Genomic DNA, 17,277 nt, shown 5'->3' with positions numbered 1-17,277 from the left:
CGGGGCCATGCCCGGCGCATGCCACCCAAACATGCCATGACGATACTGTCCGAGACCACGGCCTTTGCCCGCAGCCTGCTGTCCCGTTCCCTGCTCCGTTTCGGCATGGTGGGCAGCAGCGCCACCCTCTGCTATCTCTGGGCGGGCCATCTGCTCGTCAGCTGGGCCCGCTGGCCCGCCCCGGCGGCCCATGGCCTTGCCGGGCTGCTGGCCCTGCTGGCCGCCTATGCCGGGCACTGTTTCTGGACGTTCGGCATCAGGAGCGGCGACCATGCCCGCATGCTGCCCCGCTTCGTCCTGGTGTAGGGCGCGGGCCTCTGGCTGGGCGACCTGTTCGCCCGGGGGCTCGGCTGGTGCGGCGTCCCCCACGGTCTGGCCCTGCCTGCCGCCTCCCTGGCGGCCCCGCTCTTCCTCTATCTGCTGTGCCGCCTCTGGGTCTTCCGGCCCGTACGCTCCATGAACCTGTCGTCCCCGTCATCGCGAGGTACATCCATGCATCATGTCCCCATGTCCGAGGCCCCCGTGGTCTCCGTCATCATGAACTGCCTGAACAGCTCCGAACATCTGCAGGAGACCCTGGACAGCCTGGCCGCCCAGACCTTCACCGATTTCGAGGTCATCTTCTGGGACAACGGCTCCACGGACAGCAGCCCGCAGATAGCCCGGGGCCATGCCGGGCTGGCCGGCCGCCTGCGCTATTTTCGCGGCGAAGAGACCGTGCCCCTGGGCGCGGCCCGCAATCTGGCCATCGCCCGGAGCCGGGGCCGCTATGTGGCCTTTCTGGACTGCGACGACCTGTGGCGGCCCGAAAAGCTGGCCCGTCAGGTGGCCTGCTTCGAAGCCGATCCGCATGTGGGCCTGGTCAGCACCGATACCGAGATCTTCGACGGCAAACATGTGCTGAAGCGCCTGTTCGCCGAGTCCCGCCCCCAGCGCGGCAAGGCCTTTGCCGCTCTCATGGAACGGCAGTGGATCTCCATGTCCTCGGCCATGCTCTCCCGCGCGGCCCTGGACAGCGTGGTCTGCCCGCCCGCCCGTGAGGGAGGCGCGCCGGTCTGGTTCGACGAGAGCCTCAATGTTTGCGAGGAGGCCGATATCTTCTACCGCGTGGCCCATGACTGGGAACTGGATCATGTGGACGCGCCCCTGACCCTGTGGCGGGTGCACGGCAACAACACCACCTTCCGCAAGTTCGGCCAGTTCGCGGACGAGACCCTGTACATCCTGGAAAAGCACCGCCGCCTCTGGCCCGGCTATGATGCGGCGCATCCCGGGCTCGTCAGCCTGCTGACGCGCCGCGCCGCCTTCCAGAAGGCCGTGAGCCTGTGGCGCGAAGGGCGCGGCAGCGAGGCCCGCGCCGTCATCCGGCCCTGGCGTGACGGCTCGCGCAAATACCGCCTGTTCTGGTGGGCCAGCTATCTGCCCGGGGCCTGCTTCGACCTGGCCGCGCGTCTGTATTTTGCCCTGCCCTCCGTGATCCGCCGCCGCTAGGGGATATTGGATACATCAAGACCACCCGCACGGCGGGTGGTCTTTCGTTTCGGGCCGTGGCGCCCAACAGGCTGATGCCCATCAGAACCACCCGCAAAGCGGGTGGTTTGCTCTGGCCCTGTAAGGGCCTGTTACCGGCTGCGCCTAAAGACGCTGGCTTTCACGCTGTTCAAGCCCAGTGCCCTTGCCGCCTTGGCTACCCCTTAAAGGGGTCTTGATATTCGCGTGATGTCAGCTTGTCTCTCATAATGTCGTGACGTTCCTGATCCTGGATATATTTTTTGATCGTTGCCTCATTAAGCCCCACCGTACTGACATAATATCCTTCGGCCCAAAATTTTCTGTTGCCAAACTTATATTTAAGGTTTGCGTGCTTATCGAATATCATCAACGAACTTTTCCCTTTCAGGTAGCCCATGAAATTTGCCACACTGATTTTAGGAGGAATGGACACCAGCATGTGGACATGATCCGGCATCAGATGCCCTTCCAGAATCTCAACCCCTTTATATTTGCAGAGGCATTGCAGAATTTCTTTTATACTTTCACGGAGCTGTGCGAAGATTATTTTTCTTCTATATTTTGGAGTAAAGACGATATGATACTTGCACAACCATTTCGTATGCGCTAGGCTATGAGCCTTGGTTCCCATAACAAAAACACCTTTCCGTTAATGTTGCGATGGGCTTGAACAACTTCATCGTAGCGGAAAGGTGTTTTTGTGTGTATAACGTATTGTCTCCACCCGCATAGCGGGTGGTTTTTTGTTTCGCGCCTGTCAGGCGCTCAACAGGCTAAAGCCCATAAATCAGAACCACCCGCAAAGCGGGTGGTTTGCTCTGGCCCTGTAAGGGCCTGTTACCGGCTGCGCCTAAAGACGCTGGCTTTCACGCTGTTCAAGCCCAGTGCCCTTGCCGCCTTGGCTACCCCTTAAAGGGGTCTTGATATTCGCGTGATGTCAGCTTGTCTCTCATAATGTCGTGACGTTCCTGATCCTGGATATATTTTTTGATCGTTGCCTCATTAAGCCCCACCGTACTGACATAATATCCTTCGGCCCAAAATTTTCTGTTGCCAAACTTATATTTAAGGTTTGCGTGCTTATCGAATATCATCAACGAACTTTTCCCTTTCAGGTAGCCCATGAAATTTGCCACACTGATTTTAGGAGGAATGGACACCAGCATGTGGACATGATCCGGCATCAGATGCCCTTCCAGAATCTCAACCCCTTTATATTTGCAGAGGCATTGCAGAATTTCTTTTATACTTTCACGGAGCTGTGCGAAGATTATTTTTCTTCTATATTTTGGAGTAAAGACGATATGATACTTGCACAACCATTTCGTATGCGCTAGGCTATGAGCCTTGGTTCCCATAACAAAAACACCTTTCCGTTAATGTTGCGATGGGCTTGAACAACTTCATCGTAGCGGAAAGGTGTTTTTGTGTGTATAACGTATTGTCTCCACCCGCATAGCGGGTGGTTTTTTGTTTCGCGCCTGTCAGGCGCTCAACAGGCTAAAGCCCATAAATAAAAAAGACGGCGGGAACGCGTGATGCGTTCCCGCCGTCTCCACATATCGTGCGACAACAGACGGGGCATGCCCTGCATGCCTCGCCTCATATCAGGTCCCGAAGGACGTTCCCGGGGACGCACGCCCAGACCTGCACGCCTGACGTGCAGTGGACATGACGGCCATGCCGTCCTGCGGTAACCGGGAAACAGCGCGGCAACGTCCGCCGCCGGCGTCAGTACCGGTCCGGCGTGCGTTCCGTGAAAGCGCTATTCGTCGTCGTCCCAGGAAGAAGTATCGTCCACCAGCGTATAGCCGCGGACCTGGATGTAGTTGACCTCGTCCACCTGCTCCAGCAGGCCGGTCACTTCCACCAGGGCGCTCACCTCGTCGGCCAGATCGGCACCGGCGCCACGAGGGATGATGCGATATTCCACATCGTCCTGCACCACAGCCACACTGGCCTGCCGCGCATCGGCGGCACGGGGCACAGAACAGACATAGCCTTTCACGGTAATGGGATTGCTCATGCCTAGGTAATCCTTTCTCACAAAGCTGGGAAATGTCCCTTCTCCCCTTGTATCCGCTTTCCCGGCCTGCCGCAAGCCTTTGCGCGCTTTTCAGGCAGCACCCTGCGGGCCTAGAAACCGTATTTTTTCAGCAGTTCGTACCAGTGCCCGCGAGAGACACCGGCCATGCGTGCGGCGGCCCGGGCATCGTCGCCGCACAGCGCCCGTACCCGGGCCACATAGTGCCGCTCCGCCTCATGCCGCCAGCTGCGCAACGAAGGAAAGGCCCGCCCCGTTTCCGGCATGGGAGGCAGGTCGGGCACGCTACAGGCCCCGGCTTCGGCCAGCGGGGGACAGACCTCCCTGCCGCCGGGCACATCGCCCGCCACGCGTCCCTTCCCGGCCCGGCTGCGGGCCACGGCCACGCGCAGGCCGGTGGCGAGGTGCGCGGGCAACAGCAGGGACGCCTGTTCCGCCGCCAGACAGGCCCGCTCCAGCGTATGGAACAGCTCGCGCACATTGCCCGGCCAGTCGTATTCGGCCAGCATCTCCAGCAGCAGGGGGGAAAGCTCCTTCTCCTCCATGCCGTTGCGGCGGCAGCAGCGGATGACCGCCTGCCGTGCCAGCAGGGGGATCTCGTCCCGGCGCCGGCGCAGGGGCGGGATCACGATGGTCATGCCCTGCAGGCGGTAAAGCAGATCCTTGCGGAAGCGCCCGTCCTCGCTCATGGCCTCCAGATCCTGATTGGTGGCCGCCACCAGGCGGAAATCGCTCTCCACCTCGCGCACCTCTCCCACAGGACGGAAGCGGCGCAGCTCCAGCGCCCGCAAAAAAGCCCTCTGTATGCCCTGCGGCAGATCGCCCACCTCGTCCAGGAAGAGCGTGCCCTGATGCGCCGCCCGCAACAGGCCCTCGCTGGCCCGCTCCGCGCCGGTGAAGGCCCCCCGGGCATGGCCGAACAGATGGCTCTCCACCAGCGTTTCCGGCAGGGAGGCGCAGTCCACGGCCACGAAAGGCCGCGAGGCCCGATGGCTGTTGCGGTACAGGGTGCGGGCGAACAGCTCCTTGCCCACGCCGGTCTCGCCCAGCAGCAGGACGTTGACGTCGCTGTGCGCCGCCTGTTCCAGCTGGGCCAGCGCCGCCTGCATGGCCGGGCCGCTCCCCGCCACCTGACCCGGCTCCAGTTCCAGGCCCCGGCGCGAGCGCCGCCTGTCCCGGGCCTCCAGCACATGGCTCAGGGTCTCTTCCACATCGCGCACCCGCACCGGCTTCATGAGAAAATCCCAGACACCGCCGCGCAGGGCTTTTTCCGCCGCATCGCCGTCGCCGTGGCCCGTGATGACCACGATGTCCGGCGCGTCGGGCAGGGCCGCCAGCTCCTGCTGCGCATCCAGACCGTTGCCGTCGGGCAGGAGCATGTCCAGAAGGATGACGTCCACGCCCGCGGCCGCCAGACGCCGTCCCTCGGCCAAGGTGGCCGCGCACAGGGCCTCGTGCCCCAGACGGCGGCAGGCCACCTCCACCATGGTGCGCATCAGGTTCTCGTCATCCACTACCAGCACACGGGCCATCCTTGCCTCCCTGCCCGGGCCTGCGGTCCCGGAGCTGCCCCTGTGGCCATCCCCGGGCGCGGCGCAGGGGCGCGCCTGCTGCCCGGTATATCGTTCCCTTTTTCCTGCGCTCTCCGGCTGATGCCGGATACAAAAGCTTTTCGGCCTTCGTCGTCCTTCCTGCGGCGTTCCCGGCACCAGAGCCCCGTCGACCGGAAGGACGGCCGGGCAGCTATCCGCCTGCCACGGCTGCCGTCCATCCGCCCGCATACGGGCACGGCGGCATGGTCCGCCGCGAAGACGGGGCATCAGCCGTTGTCCCGCCGCAGAGCTTCTTCGGCACGCGCCAGAGCCCCGGCACAGGCCGCCGCCAAAGATCCCAGCCCCGCCGCGTTCTCCGGCGTGCCCGCCAGCACCTGCCGGGCCGCCTGCTCCAGAGCCGCCGCCCTGAGACGAAGCTCCTCAAAACAGAGCGTGGCCGCGGAATTCTTCAGGGCATGGGCCGCCCGGCGCAGGGCCTCCGCCGTCCGGGCCGCCGGGACCGCGGGATCGGCGGCCAGTTTTCGGCCGGCTTCCAGAGTTGCCTCCAGACGCGGCAGGTCGTCCCGCAAGGCCGTGACCAGGGTATGCAGCAGCTCCTCGTCCTGATCCGCGGCCGCCAGTGCGGCCGCCCTGTCCCAGATGACGGGGGCCTCGGCCTCCGCACCACAGGGCGTCGGCCCCGCCTGACCGTCGCCGGGACAGCCACGGGGCACGTCCCGCAATGCGGCCAGCAGCATGGCCGGGGGTACCGGCTTGTCCAGCAGGGCCCGTACGCCCAGCGCCCGGAAGCGCGCCTCCTCGCCGGGGGCCAGACCGGCGGAATGGACGATCACCGCCTGCTGCCGGGACGCGGCGCTCTGTCCGGTACGGATGCGCTCCAGCACGGTCAGGCCGTCCATGCGCGGCATACCGGCATCCAGCAGGATGACGTCCCACGGTGCGGCGGCCAGCATGTCCAGGACCTGTTCCCCGTCCGCGGCAAGGCCCACGGTGCAGCCCTGCTCCCGCAAGCGCACTTCGAGCAGATAACGGCCCGCGGCGTCATCCTCGGCCACCAGCACGCGCAGGCCCTGCAAGGGGCCCGCCGCAGAGGCCGGAGCCGCAATGCCCTCTTCCGCCGGACACGGGGGCCCGGACTTGGGGCCGGGACCGCCCTCCACGATCTCCAGACGCACTTCCAGCGTGAACGTGCAGCCCTGTCCGGGACAGGAACGCACCTGCACGTCCCCGCCCATGCGGCGGGCGATGGTGCGTACGATGTTCAGCCCCAGACCGGTGCCCGGCTTGCCGCCGGCGGCGCTGCCCCGGCAAAAACTTTCAAAGACCGTCCTTTCCTCGCCGGGCTCCAGCCCGGGCCCGCTGTCCCGGACGTCCAGCCGCAGCAGGAACACGCCGGAAGCCAGGCGTCCTCCGCCTGCCTCCACGTCTACGCGGCCCCGTTCCGTGAATTTGACGGCATTGCTCACCAGATTGCCCAGGGCCTGCCGCAGGCGGAAACCGTCGCCACGGACCTGCCGGGGCAGATGCGGCGCCAGATGCAGCAACAGCTCCAGCCCCTTGCCCTCCGCCGCCGGTCTGTACAGATCAGCGCAGGCCCGCAGGCAGGCGGGCAGGTCGAAGGTCCGGCAGCGCAAACGCACGTCCCCCTGTTCCAGAGAAGCATGGTCGGTGATGTCGTCCACCATCTCCAGAAGGGCCCCGCAGGCCCGGCGCAGATAGGCCAGGGCCGTATGCCGCTGCTCCGTCCCGCAGTCCTGACGGTCGAGCAGATCGCTCATGCCCAGCATGGCCGCCAGCGGGGTACGCATGTCGTGACTGAGACGCCCCATGAAGGCACTCTTGAGGCGGCTCTTCTCCTCGGCCTGCAGACGCCGCAAGGTCAGGTTGCTGGTGATGCCGCCCACGGCCAGCACCCCGGTCAGGGCCAGCAGACCGTACAGCAGGCCCAGCTCCCGCTGCTTCCGCTCCAGATCCCGCACATAGGCGGCGGCATCCATGCTGATGCTGATACCGCCCAGCATGTCCCCTTCCTTGTGGCCCTGATGGCAGCGCAGACAGCTTTCCTGTGCGGCCAGTGTCCTGAGCAGGCGCAGACGACCCTGCGGCAGGCAGTCCTCCCCGCTGAAGAAGACCTGCCCGCCCTGCGTGGCCGTGGCCAGTATCCGCCGTTCCCAGTCATCGGCCCGGTTGCCCGGCCGCAGGGGGGCCTGGCCCACGATGGCCAGACGGAAGCCGGGCTCGGTGAGGCGTTCGGCCATCTGGCGGCTCATGTAGGCGGGATTCATGAGCACCAGCGTCCGCCCGTCGGCGGTCTGCAGGGTCCTGTCCTTTTCCGGCAGCCAGGGATTGGGCTCGCCGTAGGCGCTCAGGGGCACATAGACGCCCCCGTGGCCCGCGTTCCAGTCACGGGCATCCATGAGCTGGTGGGCCGTGGCCGCCAGGCGGGTATGGCAGAGCTCCAGCAGGTGGGCCTGCTCGCCCTGCACGGCATGGCGGTACAGGCAAAAGGTCAGGACCAGCCAGGCGGCACTGGCCAGCACGGGCAACAGCCAGCGCCGCCAGTGTCCGGGCCCGCCGGACGGCGGTACGCGCTCGGGGTCGGACATGGTTCCTCCGTCGGCCCGTTCGGACACGCCGGGCTGTCCCGACGGCGGAAGCAGGGCCGGAGTTGTCATATTTTTCTGAAAATCTGTCTTTTTTTCCTGAAAATCACAAGGCCCCGCCGAAAACAGAAAATCTTCGATCCAATAATAGGCTGATAAAACAAGGAAAAATGTGAACGTGCTCACAGCGGCCAAACTGGCACGGCCCTTGCTCTTTTTGGAACAAACGCCGGAGGGGACCGGCGTCATGCTCAGATCGTCATCCCTGCCCCTTGGTGCGGGACAGGAGGCGATATCAACGAAGGAGGCTCTTTATGGGTACACCCCGCACAGGACCCTGGCTCAAAGTCTTTCTGGGTGGTCTGGCGGCGGGCGCGGCACTGCTGGCCGTGATGGCTTTTGCCATGGTCTCGACGGACCAGCGTCCGTTCTGCGCCAGCTGCCACATCATGCAGGAGGCCGCCGTGACGCACAAGCTGTCCACGCATGCCAAGCTCGCCTGCAACGAATGCCACGCCCCGCACAACCTGCTGGCCAAGCTGCCGTTCAAGGCACAGGAAGGGCTGCGCGACTTCATGGGCAACGTGTCCGGCAAGGACATCCCCCGCCCGCTCAGCGCGCGCACCCGCGACGTGGTCAACGAAAATTGCAAGGCCTGCCACTTTGCCACCAACAGCGAAGTGGCCAGCATGGATGCCAAGCCCTATTGCGTGGACTGCCACCGCAATATGGCCCACATGCGCCACAAGCCCATCAGCACAAGGACGGTTGCTTATGACTAATCGACTCTTCGGCCTCACCCTTGCGGCCGCGGCCCTGCTGGCGCTGCCCCTGCTGGGCGGCTGCCAGGACGTGGACACCGAACTGAAGGCCCCGGAATACAAGACCGGCCTGCCCGCGGGCGAGACCCGCATCTCGGCCTACAAGGAGGCCTTCCCGCATCAGTACGCCTCGTACCAGAAAAACAACGAGACGTCCGTCATGACCGAGTACAAGGGCTCGGTGCCGTTCCACAAGAACGACGACGTGAATCCCCTGCCCAAGGGCTACAAGCACGCCCAGCCCTACCTGAAGAACCTCTGGCTGGGCTATCCCTTCATGTACGAATACAACGAGGCCCGCGGCCACACCTATGCCGTCAAGGACTTCGTCAACATCGACCGCATCAACCGCTACGGGGAAAAGGGCGGTCTGCCCGCCACCTGCTGGAACTGCAAGACCCCCAAGATGATGGAATGGATCGGCAAGTACGGTGACGCCTTCTGGACCAAGGACGTGAACACCTTCCGCGGCAAGGACGCCATCAGCGAGATGGACGAGACCATCGGCTGCAGCAACTGCCACGATCCGGCCACCATGGAGCTGCGCCCCTACTCCGAACCGCTCAAGGACTGGCTGAAGCGTTCCGGCAAGGACTGGGACAAGCTCTCCCGCAACGAGAAGCGCACCCTGGTCTGTGCCCAGTGCCATGTGGAATACTACTTCACCCACAAGGACAACGGGCCCGCGGGCCGTCCCGTCTTCCCCTGGGACAAGGGCTTCGGCCCCGGCGACATGTATGAATACTACAAGAGCCACGGGCCCAAGCAGGCCGACGGCAGCAGCGGGCCCTTCACCGACTGGGTGCATGCGGCCTCCAAGGTGCCCATGATCAAGATGCAGCATCCCGAGTACGAGACCTTCATCGACGGCACCCACGGCGCCGCCGGCGTCTCCTGCGCGGACTGCCACATGCCCTACCAGCGCGTGGACGGCAAGAAGGTCTCCAGCCACTGGATGACCTCGCCGCTCAAGGACCCCGAGCTGCGCGCCTGCCGCCAGTGCCATGCCGACAAGACCGCCGACTACCTGCGCGGCCGCGTGCTCTACACCCAGGAGAAGACCTTCAGGCAGCTGCTCAAGGCCCAGGAAGAATCCGTGCGCGCCCACGAGGCCGTGCGCCTGGCCAACGCGGTGCCCGCCGAACAGCGCGCCGCCAATTATGACAGCCTGATGGCCGAGGCCCGCGAGATGGTCCGCAAGGGCCAGCTCTACTGGGACTATGTGTCCGCCGAGAACAGCGTGGGCTTCCATAACCCCGCCAAGGCCCTGGACACCCTCATGAGCTCCATGGAGTTCAGCCACAAGGCCGTGGCCCTGGCCGAACAGGCCACCGGCTACAGCATCAGCCCCGCCCTGGCCGGGGACATCAAGCAGATCGTGCCGCCCATCCTGAACATGAGCCGCAAGCTGCAGCAGGATGCCGATTTCCTGAAGCAGCATCCCTGGACGCAGCTCCTGCCCGTGCTGCCCAAGGCCGAACAGGTGTGGGACGGTCAGGAACTGAGCGCCCGCTAGGGCCTCGACAGCCCTGAAACGGGATCGGCGGCCCTGCCGGTCCCGCCTCGTCCTGAGGAAAACAGCAGCGCGGGCACGGCCCACGGGCCGCATCGGGGAGGGGATTCCCCTCCCCCTCCCCGACCTTTCCCGCAACGGCCCGGTCCCGCCCGGCCATGCCTCATCCTCCACCCCCGGGGCCCCGCAAGGGGCCCCCTTTTTTTAGGCCCCTGCCACAGCAGCCGCACGGCGGCTCCGGCGGCGTGGAAACTTTGACGCCCGCCCTCTTTCATGCGAAAAGGATGACAGATTTTTGTCTGTTCCTATGAGCTGGCATACTGTTCCTTTAAACGACATCTATCTGTTTTTGCTTGATATTTATAAAAGCACCCTAAGGTGAGTCTTTTTGGCCCGGTATTTGCTTTGCATCTGGAAAACAGTTTTTCCGACGGCATCTCCACGCCGTGACTTTCAAACTTTCAGGCAGAGCGGATCATGAGAACCTATCGCCGTCTTTTTCAGATATTTTTCCTGGCCCTGATCCTGGGCAGCGCATCGGGCTGTGCCATGTTCCAGCCGGACGATCCCGGCTACAACAATCCCCAGCGGGCCCAGAACATCGTACGCACGGCCTCCAGCCAGGAAGGCAAGCAATACCGCATGGGCGGGGCCTCTCCCTCCCGCGGTTTCGACTGCTCGGGCCTCATCTGGTGGGCCTACCGCCAGAACGGCCTCAAGGTCCCGCGTGTGACCGTGGATCAGGCGCGGGCCGGATATGCCGTGCCCAAGAGCTCGCCCCGGCCCGGCGACATCATGGTCTTCAGGACCAGCAGCGGCCCCCGCGGCCTGCATACCGGCATCTATGCCGGCAACAATACCTTCATCCACAGCCCCAGCCGCGGCAAGACCGTACGCCGGGAGAACATGCAGCCCTACTGGGGCAACAGGCTCATCGCGGTACGCCGCATCGTCATCTGATCCCTTTGCAGGAAAGGACGAAAAAAGCGCGGGCGACCGCGCTTTTTTTGTGCCTTTTTTCCAGACATCCGGCCCGACAGGCCGCCCTTTCCCGCATACCGGCCTTTTTCCTCTGCGGGCGCAGGGGCTGGCATCTTGCCATCAGGAGTTTTTTGACGTAGCGTTGCAGTGAGATTTCCACTTTTTATTCCAGCTAATCTTGACGGGCGTTTCGCCACGCCCGGCCTTCACATAAAGGGCAGCCTCCGGGCTGTCCTTTGCCTTGTCCGCCCCCTCGCATCGGCGGTCTCTTCCTTTCCTGCCGGACCATCCCGCACACATGACGGACGTCAGCGGCACGCGCTGTCCTTTTCAACAAGAACGGACCTTCGGACCGTCCCGATAGTCCCCCTGCTTTCCGGACGGATGCCCGCCCCCGGACAGCCCGGCCAAAAGACTCCACCGCACAACGGGCACTGCCATCCTTCCCGCGCCTCCGTCCCGGCAGGCCCATCCCGTCTTCGGCCCGGCCCGAAGCCATAAAAAAAAAGACCGGCATACGGGGCATCCCGCAGCCGGTCTTCGTACGGTCACGATCAGATGTTAGCGTGCCGCTTCCAGAGCGATGTCCACGGCCGCTTCGAACAGGGGTTCGGACAGTGCGCCCCGCACCATCAGGCCATTGACCAGGAAGCAGGGCGTGCCGTCGATCTTCAGCTTTTTGGCATCGTCCAGATCCTGGGCGATGATCCGGGCCGTCTTGTCGCTGGCGGCGTCCTTTTTCAGGCGGTCCTTGTCCAGGCCCAGCTTGTCGCAGACATCGTCCACGAACTTCTGGCCTTCCAGCAGCAGGCGGTCGCGGTCGGCGTACATGGCGTCATAGAACTTCCAGGCCTTGCTCTCGCTCTGCGCGGCCACGGCCACGAAGTAGCGGGCGGCCAGCATGCCGGGGCCCTGCTCGTCCAGCGGCATGTGCTTGTAGACCAGGCTGACGTTCTTGCCGTATTTCTTCATGATCTCGTCCAGCACATGGGTGGCCTGCTGGCAATAGTGGCAGGTGAAGTCCGAAAAGGCCACGATGCGCACCGGCGCCGCCGCATTGCCCTTGACCGGGCGGCCCGACAGCGAGATCTGCTTTTGGGGAGTGTTCTTCACTTCCTTGTGCCACTGGGCTTCCAGGGCGGCCTTGCGGCGCGCATTGGCGCCCGCCTGGGCGATGTCCAGCACGTCTTCGCTGTGGGAGCGCAGCACGTCCAGGACGATCTCGGGATGTTCGCGCAGCAGATCCTCCAGCATCTGCTTCAGGTTGGCGTCGGTGACGGTGGCGGCACGGGCGGGAGTCGTATCCATGACGGGGGCCAGGCCCACCGCCAGCAAAAGGATACCGCCCAGCACCAGAGGACGGAACAGTTTCTTCATGCAAATATCCTATCGCGCCATGTCGCTTTCCGGCCCTTCAAGCCGGCTCTGCATGGCGGCATCTTCGATTTTGAACAGGAGTTCATCAAAATCGACAGGTTTCATCAGGTAGCCGAAAGCGCCTTCGCTCATGGCCTGCACGGCAAGCTGCATGTCCGCATGGCCGGAAAGCAGGATCACCTGGGCGGTGGGCCACTGCTCCACGATGATCTTGAGGGCGGCGATGCCGTCCATATTGGGCATCTTCACATCCATGACGACGATGGGAAAAGGCTGTTCGCGCATGGCTTCCACGGCCTGCAGGCCGTCCGCCGCCGTGTCACACTGGTAGCCGCGCCGTACAAGACGCTTGGCCAGCAGGGCCGTCACTTCCTTTTCGTCATCCACCAGAAGAATGCGCGTATCAGCCATGGAACCAACTCCTTGTTGCAATGCGGCGCTGATTTTAGCCAGAAACGGAATCCGGGGCAAGAACCCCTGCCCCGGGCGATGGCGGGGACAGCGATGCCGCCGGACATACCGGCATTTTTTTGTCACGGACGGTTCACGTCTTCCCATTTGCCGGGCTTTTCTTTATTTTGTTCCGCAGATGGCGGCCCCGGCAGAGGGGCCTCACTTTTTTGTTTGTTTCCCGTGAAACAGCTCCCCCTGTTTCCCGTGAAACACAGCCCGGAGGACAGCATGGCGCGCATCATTTCCATAGCCAACCAAAAAGGCGGCGTCGGCAAGACGACCACCGCCATCAACCTTTCCGCCGCACTGGCCGTCATGGAAAAGCGCGTGCTGCTGGTGGACTGTGACCCCCAGGCCAACAGCACCAGCGGTATCGGTATCGCCCAGGAAGACCTGCATCACGACCTCTACTCCACCTTCTATACGCCGGAGAACATCCACGAGAGCATCAGCAGCACCCGCACGCCCTTCCTCGACGTGCTGCCCGCCAGCACCAACCTGGTGGCCGTGGAACTGGAACTGGTGGATAAGATGGCCCGCGAGTTCTACCTGCGCGACTGCCTCGAACCGCTGGGCACGGAGTACGATTACATCATCATCGACTGCCCGCCGTCCCTGGGCCTGCTGACCCTCAACTCCCTCTGCGCCTCGCAGGAACTGCTCATCCCCCTGCAGTGCGAGTTTTTCGCCCTGGAAGGTATCGTCAAACTGCTGCAGACCTTCGAACTGGTCAAAAAACGCCTCAATCCCAAACTGAACCTGCTGGGCGTGGTGCTGACCATGTACGATGCCCGCAACCGCCTGACCCGCGAAGTGCGCGACGAAGTGCAGCGCTGCTTCCCCGACCACCTCTTCGAGACGGTCATCCCGCGCAACGTGCGCCTTTCCGAAGCCCCCAGCCACGGCAAGTCCATCATCCACTACGACATCAAGTCCAAGGGCGCCGACGCCTACCTCAACCTTGCCAAGGAAGTGGCCCTGCGCGATCCCGCCCGCATGCCGCAGCCGCGCTAAAAAAACACATGACGGCCGGTCTTCCTGAAAAGCCGGAAAGCCCCGCCGTCATGCCCGAGAGGCGGGCATAAAAAAAGCCGGGCAAAGCCCGGCAAAAAACAGCGGCAACGGGAAGCACCGCCGGCAAAACTAGTCAGGATTGTACGGCGTGCATTCCACGGCCATGTGGTCGCGGAAATGCTTCTGGCGCACCGTGGACTGGCAGCTCTTGCAACGGAAGACCAGCAGGCCGCCCAGATTGGCCGTGGTCAGATGGAACGGATGCGCGGGGTCGTCGCGCCAGTCGGCGGTATGGGCGCCGCAATGCGGACAGGTGACCTCGGGGCTGTACGGATAACGGAAATCCCAGAACTGGAGCAGTCGCTCGAAATCAGCCACGGGCTCGTCGTTCAGGTGCTCCAGGGGGGGCTCCATGGCCTTCAGGGCCTTGACGACGGCCGCCTCGCAATGCGACCACAGGGCGGCAGAAAGCTGCACCCCTTCCAGATTTCCCTGACGGTCGGTCAGGTACAGAAGATGCTTGTTGGACATGGTTTCCTCTGGTCAAAAGTTTTGGGGCAATCACTGTCGTAAAAAGTGCCGCCAGCACGGCATGATGTCAAGGAGAGAGCATGAGTAGCAAAGGTCTCGGCCGCGGCCTGGACGCCCTGTTGCGCCGTACGGATATGGGCGCCGCCCGGCAGGAAAAGAACGATTCGCCGGAAAAAGAGACGGGCACGGAACACAGCCCCACCCTGCTGCCCCTGTCCCATCTGCATGCCAATCCCAGCCAGCCCCGCCAGACCTTCGACGCCGAATCCCTGGCCGAACTGGCGGCCTCCATCCGCGAACAGGGCATCATCCAGCCCCTGCTGGTGCGCCCCCTGGCCGACAGGCCCGGCCACTACCAGATCGTGGCCGGAGAACGCCGCTGGCGGGCCGCCCGTCAGGCGGGCCTCGGGCAGGTGCCCGTGCACGTGCGCGAGATGAGCGATGCCGAAGTCATGGCCGCCGCCCTTATCGAGAACCTGCAGCGCGAAGACCTCAATCCCATGGAAGAGGCCCAGGCACTGCAGCAGCTGCGCGAGACCCTCAAGCTGACGCAGGAGGCCCTGGCCGCCCGCCTGGGCAAGAGCCGCCCGGCCATCGCCAATGCCCTGCGCCTGCTCCAGCTTTCGCCCGCCGCGCAGGACGATCTCCATCACGGCCGCCTCAGCGCCGGTCATGCCCGCTGCCTGCTGGCCCTGGGCAATGACGAGCGCGCCCTGGCCGCCGCCGAAGTGCTGCGCAGCCATATCATCAGCGAGTCCCTGAGCGTGCGCCAGGCCGAAGAGGCCGTGGCCCTCTGGCGCGAGGAACAGCGCCTGCCCTGGACCGCCGCCAGCGAAGCCGCCCCGCAGCGGCCCGCCCCCTGCAAGCGCAAAAAGCTGCCCCAGATCGCCGCCCTGCAAAAAAGCCTCTGCGCCGCCCTGCCCTGCAAGGCCCGCGTCAGCGGCGATATGGAAAGCGGCCGCATCACCCTGCGCTACACCAGCCCCCAGGAGCTGGAAGCCCTGCTGAACCGCCTGCACTGCCACATCCCTGAAGACGAGCCCGCCGGGGAAGCCATCGCGGCCCCGGTGGATGCCAAGACCCCCCGACAGTAGCCGGGAGGGAAAGAAATATAATGGCGAGAGGGGAAGGGGCGTTTTTTGTAAAAACTGCCCCTTCCCCTCTCGCGCTCTCCCCATCCCTGAAAAAACCTTTCTTCCGGTCTGGCCGGAGGGTCCCCGCCGTTGTCTGAAAGACGGTGATCCCCTCCCTGTAAAAATGGTCAGGAACTCTTTCCACCAGAGTGACAAAAAACAACAGGGGGCACGGTGTATCCGGTCAGGATACACCGTGCCCCCTCAAGCATCTTCTCCCCTACCCACGCCGCCGCAGGCGGGCGGCGAACATGCCTTCCAGCCAGGGGTGATCGTGGGGCGTCTGCCATTGCACAAGGCGCTCCAGGCCGCTGTCTTCCGCCAGCAGCCAGTCCACGGCCTGCTCGTTCTCCAGCGGATGCAGGGTACAGGTGATGTAGGCCAGCTCGGCGCCGGGCTCCAGACGTGCGGCCAGAGCCTTGAGGATGGCCCGTTGCAGGTCGGCGTGCTCGGCAAGGGCCGTCCGGGGACGACGCCGCAGATCGGGACGGCGGGCCAGCACGCCCAGGCCGCTGCACGGCACATCGGCGATGATGCCGCCCTGCCAGCGGACGACGGGCGGCCGGGAAGCATCGGCCAGGGCCAGATGCGGCAACGCAAGGCCCAGACGGCGGCAATGCCCCGGCACCTGCCGCAGACGGGAGAAGCTGCGGTCCGTGCACAGGCGCACGTCACCGCCCTGCTCCAGCAATTGCACGCTCTTGCCGCCGTAACCGGCACAGGCATCCCATACGGGCCAGCCACGGCCCAGCCAGTCTTCCAGCCCCAGCGCGGCCATCACTTCCTGCGAGGCCGCCGCCTGCTGCGAAAGGGCCCCCTGCTCCAGCAGACGGGCAAGCGCCTCGCCCTGCACGGCGGCAGGCGTCTGCCCGGGCGCGAAGGCCACGCCCCAGCGCCCCACGGCCTGCGGCGCGGGACCGTCCGCCGGGACACAGGCCAGCAAGGCCTGTTTCAGGGTCGCAGCCTGGGGACGCGAGGCATTGACGCGCAGCGCCTGCCAGGGGCGCGCCCCGGAACGGGCCAGCAGGGCCCGGCAAGCCTCGTCACCGTAGGCCTGTTGCCACAGGGCCACCAGCCAGCGCGGCACGGCATGGAAGCGGGCCAGCCGCAGTTCTGCTTCCGGCAGGGCAAGGCTGCGCAACTTGCGGGCCGCGGCCGCATCCTCGGCAAAAAACGTTTCTTCATCCGCAGGTCCGGCATAGAAATCCGGCGTCCGGACGGAATCGCCCAAGCGCTGCACGGAACGCAGGCTGCCGTTGACCACCTTGGCCAGCCCCGGCCCGTAGAGCTGCCGGGCCAGATCCACGGCCGTATGCAGGACGGCATGGGCAGGCAGACGATCCAGGAACAGCAGGCCGTAGGCCGCCACGGCCAGCAACCGCCGCAACGGCAGGGGCAGCTTGAGCGGCTGCCGCAGCACCTTGCCCAGCACGAAGGCCAGACGGTTCTCCATGCGCAGGGTACCGTAAGCCAGCTCCGCCGCCAGATGCCGGTCACGCTCGGCCAGACCGCCTTCCTGCCGCCGGGCCGTGTCTTCCAGCACCTGCTGCAGGGCCGCCTGGATGGTGCAGCCCGCACTGAAGGCGCTGTCCAGCAGACACAGGGCCCGCAGGGCCAGGGCCGGGGCCGCGGGCGGGAGCTGCCGCAGACGGCGGCTTTCCGTAAAATGGCCGTTGCCTTCAGCGGCAAAGGCCTGACCGGCCGTATCCCGGCCTGCTTTCCTTTTTGTTCCTATCATAGGT

16 protein-coding genes are annotated in these 17,277 nt (G+C 64.5%); 7 read left to right on the top strand and 9 right to left on the bottom strand.

Annotation, left to right across the window (positions count from 1 at the left end; translation table 11 throughout):
• Nucleotides 1-36 precede the first annotated feature (36 nt).
• Both Q4I12_RS04350 and Q4I12_RS04345 read left to right on the top strand, forming a co-directional pair.
• Nucleotides 37-306: a GtrA family protein gene (locus Q4I12_RS04350; protein WP_302260720.1), complete on the top strand. Its 270-nt coding sequence runs from the start codon at nucleotides 37-39 to the stop codon at nucleotides 304-306.
• A 186-nt stretch (nucleotides 307-492) separates the two neighbouring features.
• A complete protein-coding gene (locus Q4I12_RS04345) occupies nucleotides 493-1,491 on the top strand; it encodes a glycosyltransferase family 2 protein (RefSeq protein ID WP_302260718.1) in 999 nt (332 codons plus the stop codon).
• Nucleotides 1,492-1,687: 196 nt separating this feature from the next.
• Here the strand turns inward: Q4I12_RS04345 and tnpA (Q4I12_RS04340) are convergent, their stop codons facing one another.
• The 5 genes from tnpA (Q4I12_RS04340) to Q4I12_RS04320 form a co-directional block, all read right to left on the bottom strand.
• Nucleotides 1,688-2,143 carry an IS200/IS605 family transposase gene (tnpA, locus tag Q4I12_RS04340; RefSeq protein ID WP_072333439.1) on the bottom strand — a complete coding sequence of 152 codons (456 nt, stop codon included), beginning with the start codon at nucleotides 2,141-2,143 and terminating at the stop codon, nucleotides 1,688-1,690.
• A 271-nt stretch (nucleotides 2,144-2,414) separates the two neighbouring features.
• A complete protein-coding gene (tnpA, locus tag Q4I12_RS04335) occupies nucleotides 2,415-2,870 on the bottom strand; it encodes an IS200/IS605 family transposase (RefSeq protein ID WP_072333439.1) in 456 nt (151 codons plus the stop codon).
• A 407-nt stretch (nucleotides 2,871-3,277) separates the two neighbouring features.
• Nucleotides 3,278-3,538, bottom strand: a complete 261-nt coding sequence (locus tag Q4I12_RS04330; protein WP_006006945.1) for a hypothetical protein — start codon at nucleotides 3,536-3,538, stop codon at nucleotides 3,278-3,280.
• A 110-nt stretch (nucleotides 3,539-3,648) separates the two neighbouring features.
• The gene (locus Q4I12_RS04325) at nucleotides 3,649-5,088 is read right to left on the bottom strand and encodes a sigma-54-dependent transcriptional regulator (RefSeq protein WP_297159552.1); all 1,440 of its coding nucleotides are present in this window, start codon (nucleotides 5,086-5,088) and stop codon (nucleotides 3,649-3,651) included.
• Nucleotides 5,089-5,375: 287 nt separating this feature from the next.
• The gene (locus tag Q4I12_RS04320; protein ID WP_302260716.1) at nucleotides 5,376-7,715 is read right to left on the bottom strand and encodes an ATP-binding protein; all 2,340 of its coding nucleotides are present in this window, start codon (nucleotides 7,713-7,715) and stop codon (nucleotides 5,376-5,378) included.
• 311 nt (nucleotides 7,716-8,026) lie between these two features.
• On the opposite strand from Q4I12_RS04320, the gene Q4I12_RS04315 reads away from it, so the two are divergent.
• From Q4I12_RS04315 to Q4I12_RS04305, 3 genes are all read left to right on the top strand, one after another.
• A complete protein-coding gene (locus Q4I12_RS04315) occupies nucleotides 8,027-8,494 on the top strand; it encodes a NapC/NirT family cytochrome c (protein ID WP_006006938.1) in 468 nt (155 codons plus the stop codon).
• On the top strand, nucleotides 8,487-10,049 hold the full coding sequence (locus Q4I12_RS04310; RefSeq protein WP_168936185.1) for an ammonia-forming cytochrome c nitrite reductase subunit c552: 1,563 nt from the start codon (nucleotides 8,487-8,489) through the stop codon (nucleotides 10,047-10,049). The genes Q4I12_RS04315 and Q4I12_RS04310 overlap by 8 nt, the downstream gene beginning before the upstream one ends.
• 474 nt (nucleotides 10,050-10,523) lie before the next feature.
• Nucleotides 10,524-11,006, top strand: coding sequence for a C40 family peptidase (locus Q4I12_RS04305; protein ID WP_168936184.1), 483 nt, complete (start codon nucleotides 10,524-10,526; stop codon nucleotides 11,004-11,006).
• A gap of 582 nt (nucleotides 11,007-11,588) precedes the next feature.
• Here Q4I12_RS04305 and Q4I12_RS04300 read toward each other — a convergent pair.
• Both Q4I12_RS04300 and Q4I12_RS04295 read right to left on the bottom strand, forming a co-directional pair.
• Nucleotides 11,589-12,404 carry a DsbA family protein gene (locus tag Q4I12_RS04300; protein WP_302260714.1) on the bottom strand — a complete coding sequence of 272 codons (816 nt, stop codon included), beginning with the start codon at nucleotides 12,402-12,404 and terminating at the stop codon, nucleotides 11,589-11,591.
• 9 nt (nucleotides 12,405-12,413) lie between these two features.
• Nucleotides 12,414-12,815 carry a response regulator gene (locus Q4I12_RS04295; RefSeq protein ID WP_168936182.1) on the bottom strand — a complete coding sequence of 134 codons (402 nt, stop codon included), beginning with the start codon at nucleotides 12,813-12,815 and terminating at the stop codon, nucleotides 12,414-12,416.
• Nucleotides 12,816-13,085: 270 nt separating this feature from the next.
• On the opposite strand from Q4I12_RS04295, the gene Q4I12_RS04290 reads away from it, so the two are divergent.
• The gene (locus tag Q4I12_RS04290; RefSeq protein WP_168936181.1) at nucleotides 13,086-13,871 is read left to right on the top strand and encodes a ParA family protein; all 786 of its coding nucleotides are present in this window, start codon (nucleotides 13,086-13,088) and stop codon (nucleotides 13,869-13,871) included.
• A 129-nt stretch (nucleotides 13,872-14,000) separates the two neighbouring features.
• Here the strand turns inward: Q4I12_RS04290 and Q4I12_RS04285 are convergent, their stop codons facing one another.
• Nucleotides 14,001-14,402, bottom strand: a complete 402-nt coding sequence (locus Q4I12_RS04285) for a hypothetical protein (RefSeq protein WP_302260712.1) — start codon at nucleotides 14,400-14,402, stop codon at nucleotides 14,001-14,003.
• Nucleotides 14,403-14,482: 80 nt separating this feature from the next.
• On the opposite strand from Q4I12_RS04285, the gene Q4I12_RS04280 reads away from it, so the two are divergent.
• Nucleotides 14,483-15,496 (top strand): ParB/RepB/Spo0J family partition protein, encoded by a 1,014-nt coding sequence (locus Q4I12_RS04280; protein WP_300705564.1) that lies wholly within the window; start codon nucleotides 14,483-14,485, stop codon nucleotides 15,494-15,496.
• A gap of 259 nt (nucleotides 15,497-15,755) precedes the next feature.
• Here the strand turns inward: Q4I12_RS04280 and Q4I12_RS04275 are convergent, their stop codons facing one another.
• The gene (locus Q4I12_RS04275) at nucleotides 15,756-17,273 is read right to left on the bottom strand and encodes a transcription antitermination factor NusB (RefSeq protein ID WP_302260710.1); all 1,518 of its coding nucleotides are present in this window, start codon (nucleotides 17,271-17,273) and stop codon (nucleotides 15,756-15,758) included.
• Nucleotides 17,274-17,277: the final 4 nt, after the last annotated feature.

The organism is Desulfovibrio piger, from assembly GCF_951793255.1.
Taxonomy (GTDB): domain Bacteria; phylum Desulfobacterota; class Desulfovibrionia; order Desulfovibrionales; family Desulfovibrionaceae; genus Desulfovibrio.
This window is presented reverse-complemented; position numbering and strand designations above follow the sequence as displayed.

Coding starts and splice junctions, on each gene's coding strand:
- Q4I12_RS04350 (WP_302260720.1), top strand. CDS start 37: ATGACGATACTGTCCGAGACCACGGCCTTTGCCCGCAGCCTGCTGTCC.
- Q4I12_RS04345 (WP_302260718.1), top strand. CDS start 493: ATGCATCATGTCCCCATGTCCGAGGCCCCCGTGGTCTCCGTCATCATG.
- tnpA (WP_072333439.1), bottom strand. CDS start 2,143: ATGGGAACCAAGGCTCATAGCCTAGCGCATACGAAATGGTTGTGCAAG.
- tnpA (WP_072333439.1), bottom strand. CDS start 2,870: ATGGGAACCAAGGCTCATAGCCTAGCGCATACGAAATGGTTGTGCAAG.
- Q4I12_RS04330 (WP_006006945.1), bottom strand. CDS start 3,538: ATGAGCAATCCCATTACCGTGAAAGGCTATGTCTGTTCTGTGCCCCGT.
- Q4I12_RS04325 (WP_297159552.1), bottom strand. CDS start 5,088: ATGGCCCGTGTGCTGGTAGTGGATGACGAGAACCTGATGCGCACCATG.
- Q4I12_RS04320 (WP_302260716.1), bottom strand. CDS start 7,715: ATGTCCGACCCCGAGCGCGTACCGCCGTCCGGCGGGCCCGGACACTGG.
- Q4I12_RS04315 (WP_006006938.1), top strand. CDS start 8,027: ATGGGTACACCCCGCACAGGACCCTGGCTCAAAGTCTTTCTGGGTGGT.
- Q4I12_RS04310 (WP_168936185.1), top strand. CDS start 8,487: ATGACTAATCGACTCTTCGGCCTCACCCTTGCGGCCGCGGCCCTGCTG.
- Q4I12_RS04305 (WP_168936184.1), top strand. CDS start 10,524: ATGAGAACCTATCGCCGTCTTTTTCAGATATTTTTCCTGGCCCTGATC.
- Q4I12_RS04300 (WP_302260714.1), bottom strand. CDS start 12,404: ATGAAGAAACTGTTCCGTCCTCTGGTGCTGGGCGGTATCCTTTTGCTG.
- Q4I12_RS04295 (WP_168936182.1), bottom strand. CDS start 12,815: ATGGCTGATACGCGCATTCTTCTGGTGGATGACGAAAAGGAAGTGACG.
- Q4I12_RS04290 (WP_168936181.1), top strand. CDS start 13,086: ATGGCGCGCATCATTTCCATAGCCAACCAAAAAGGCGGCGTCGGCAAG.
- Q4I12_RS04285 (WP_302260712.1), bottom strand. CDS start 14,402: ATGTCCAACAAGCATCTTCTGTACCTGACCGACCGTCAGGGAAATCTG.
- Q4I12_RS04280 (WP_300705564.1), top strand. CDS start 14,483: ATGAGTAGCAAAGGTCTCGGCCGCGGCCTGGACGCCCTGTTGCGCCGT.
- Q4I12_RS04275 (WP_302260710.1), bottom strand. CDS start 17,273: ATGATAGGAACAAAAAGGAAAGCAGGCCGGGATACGGCCGGTCAGGCC.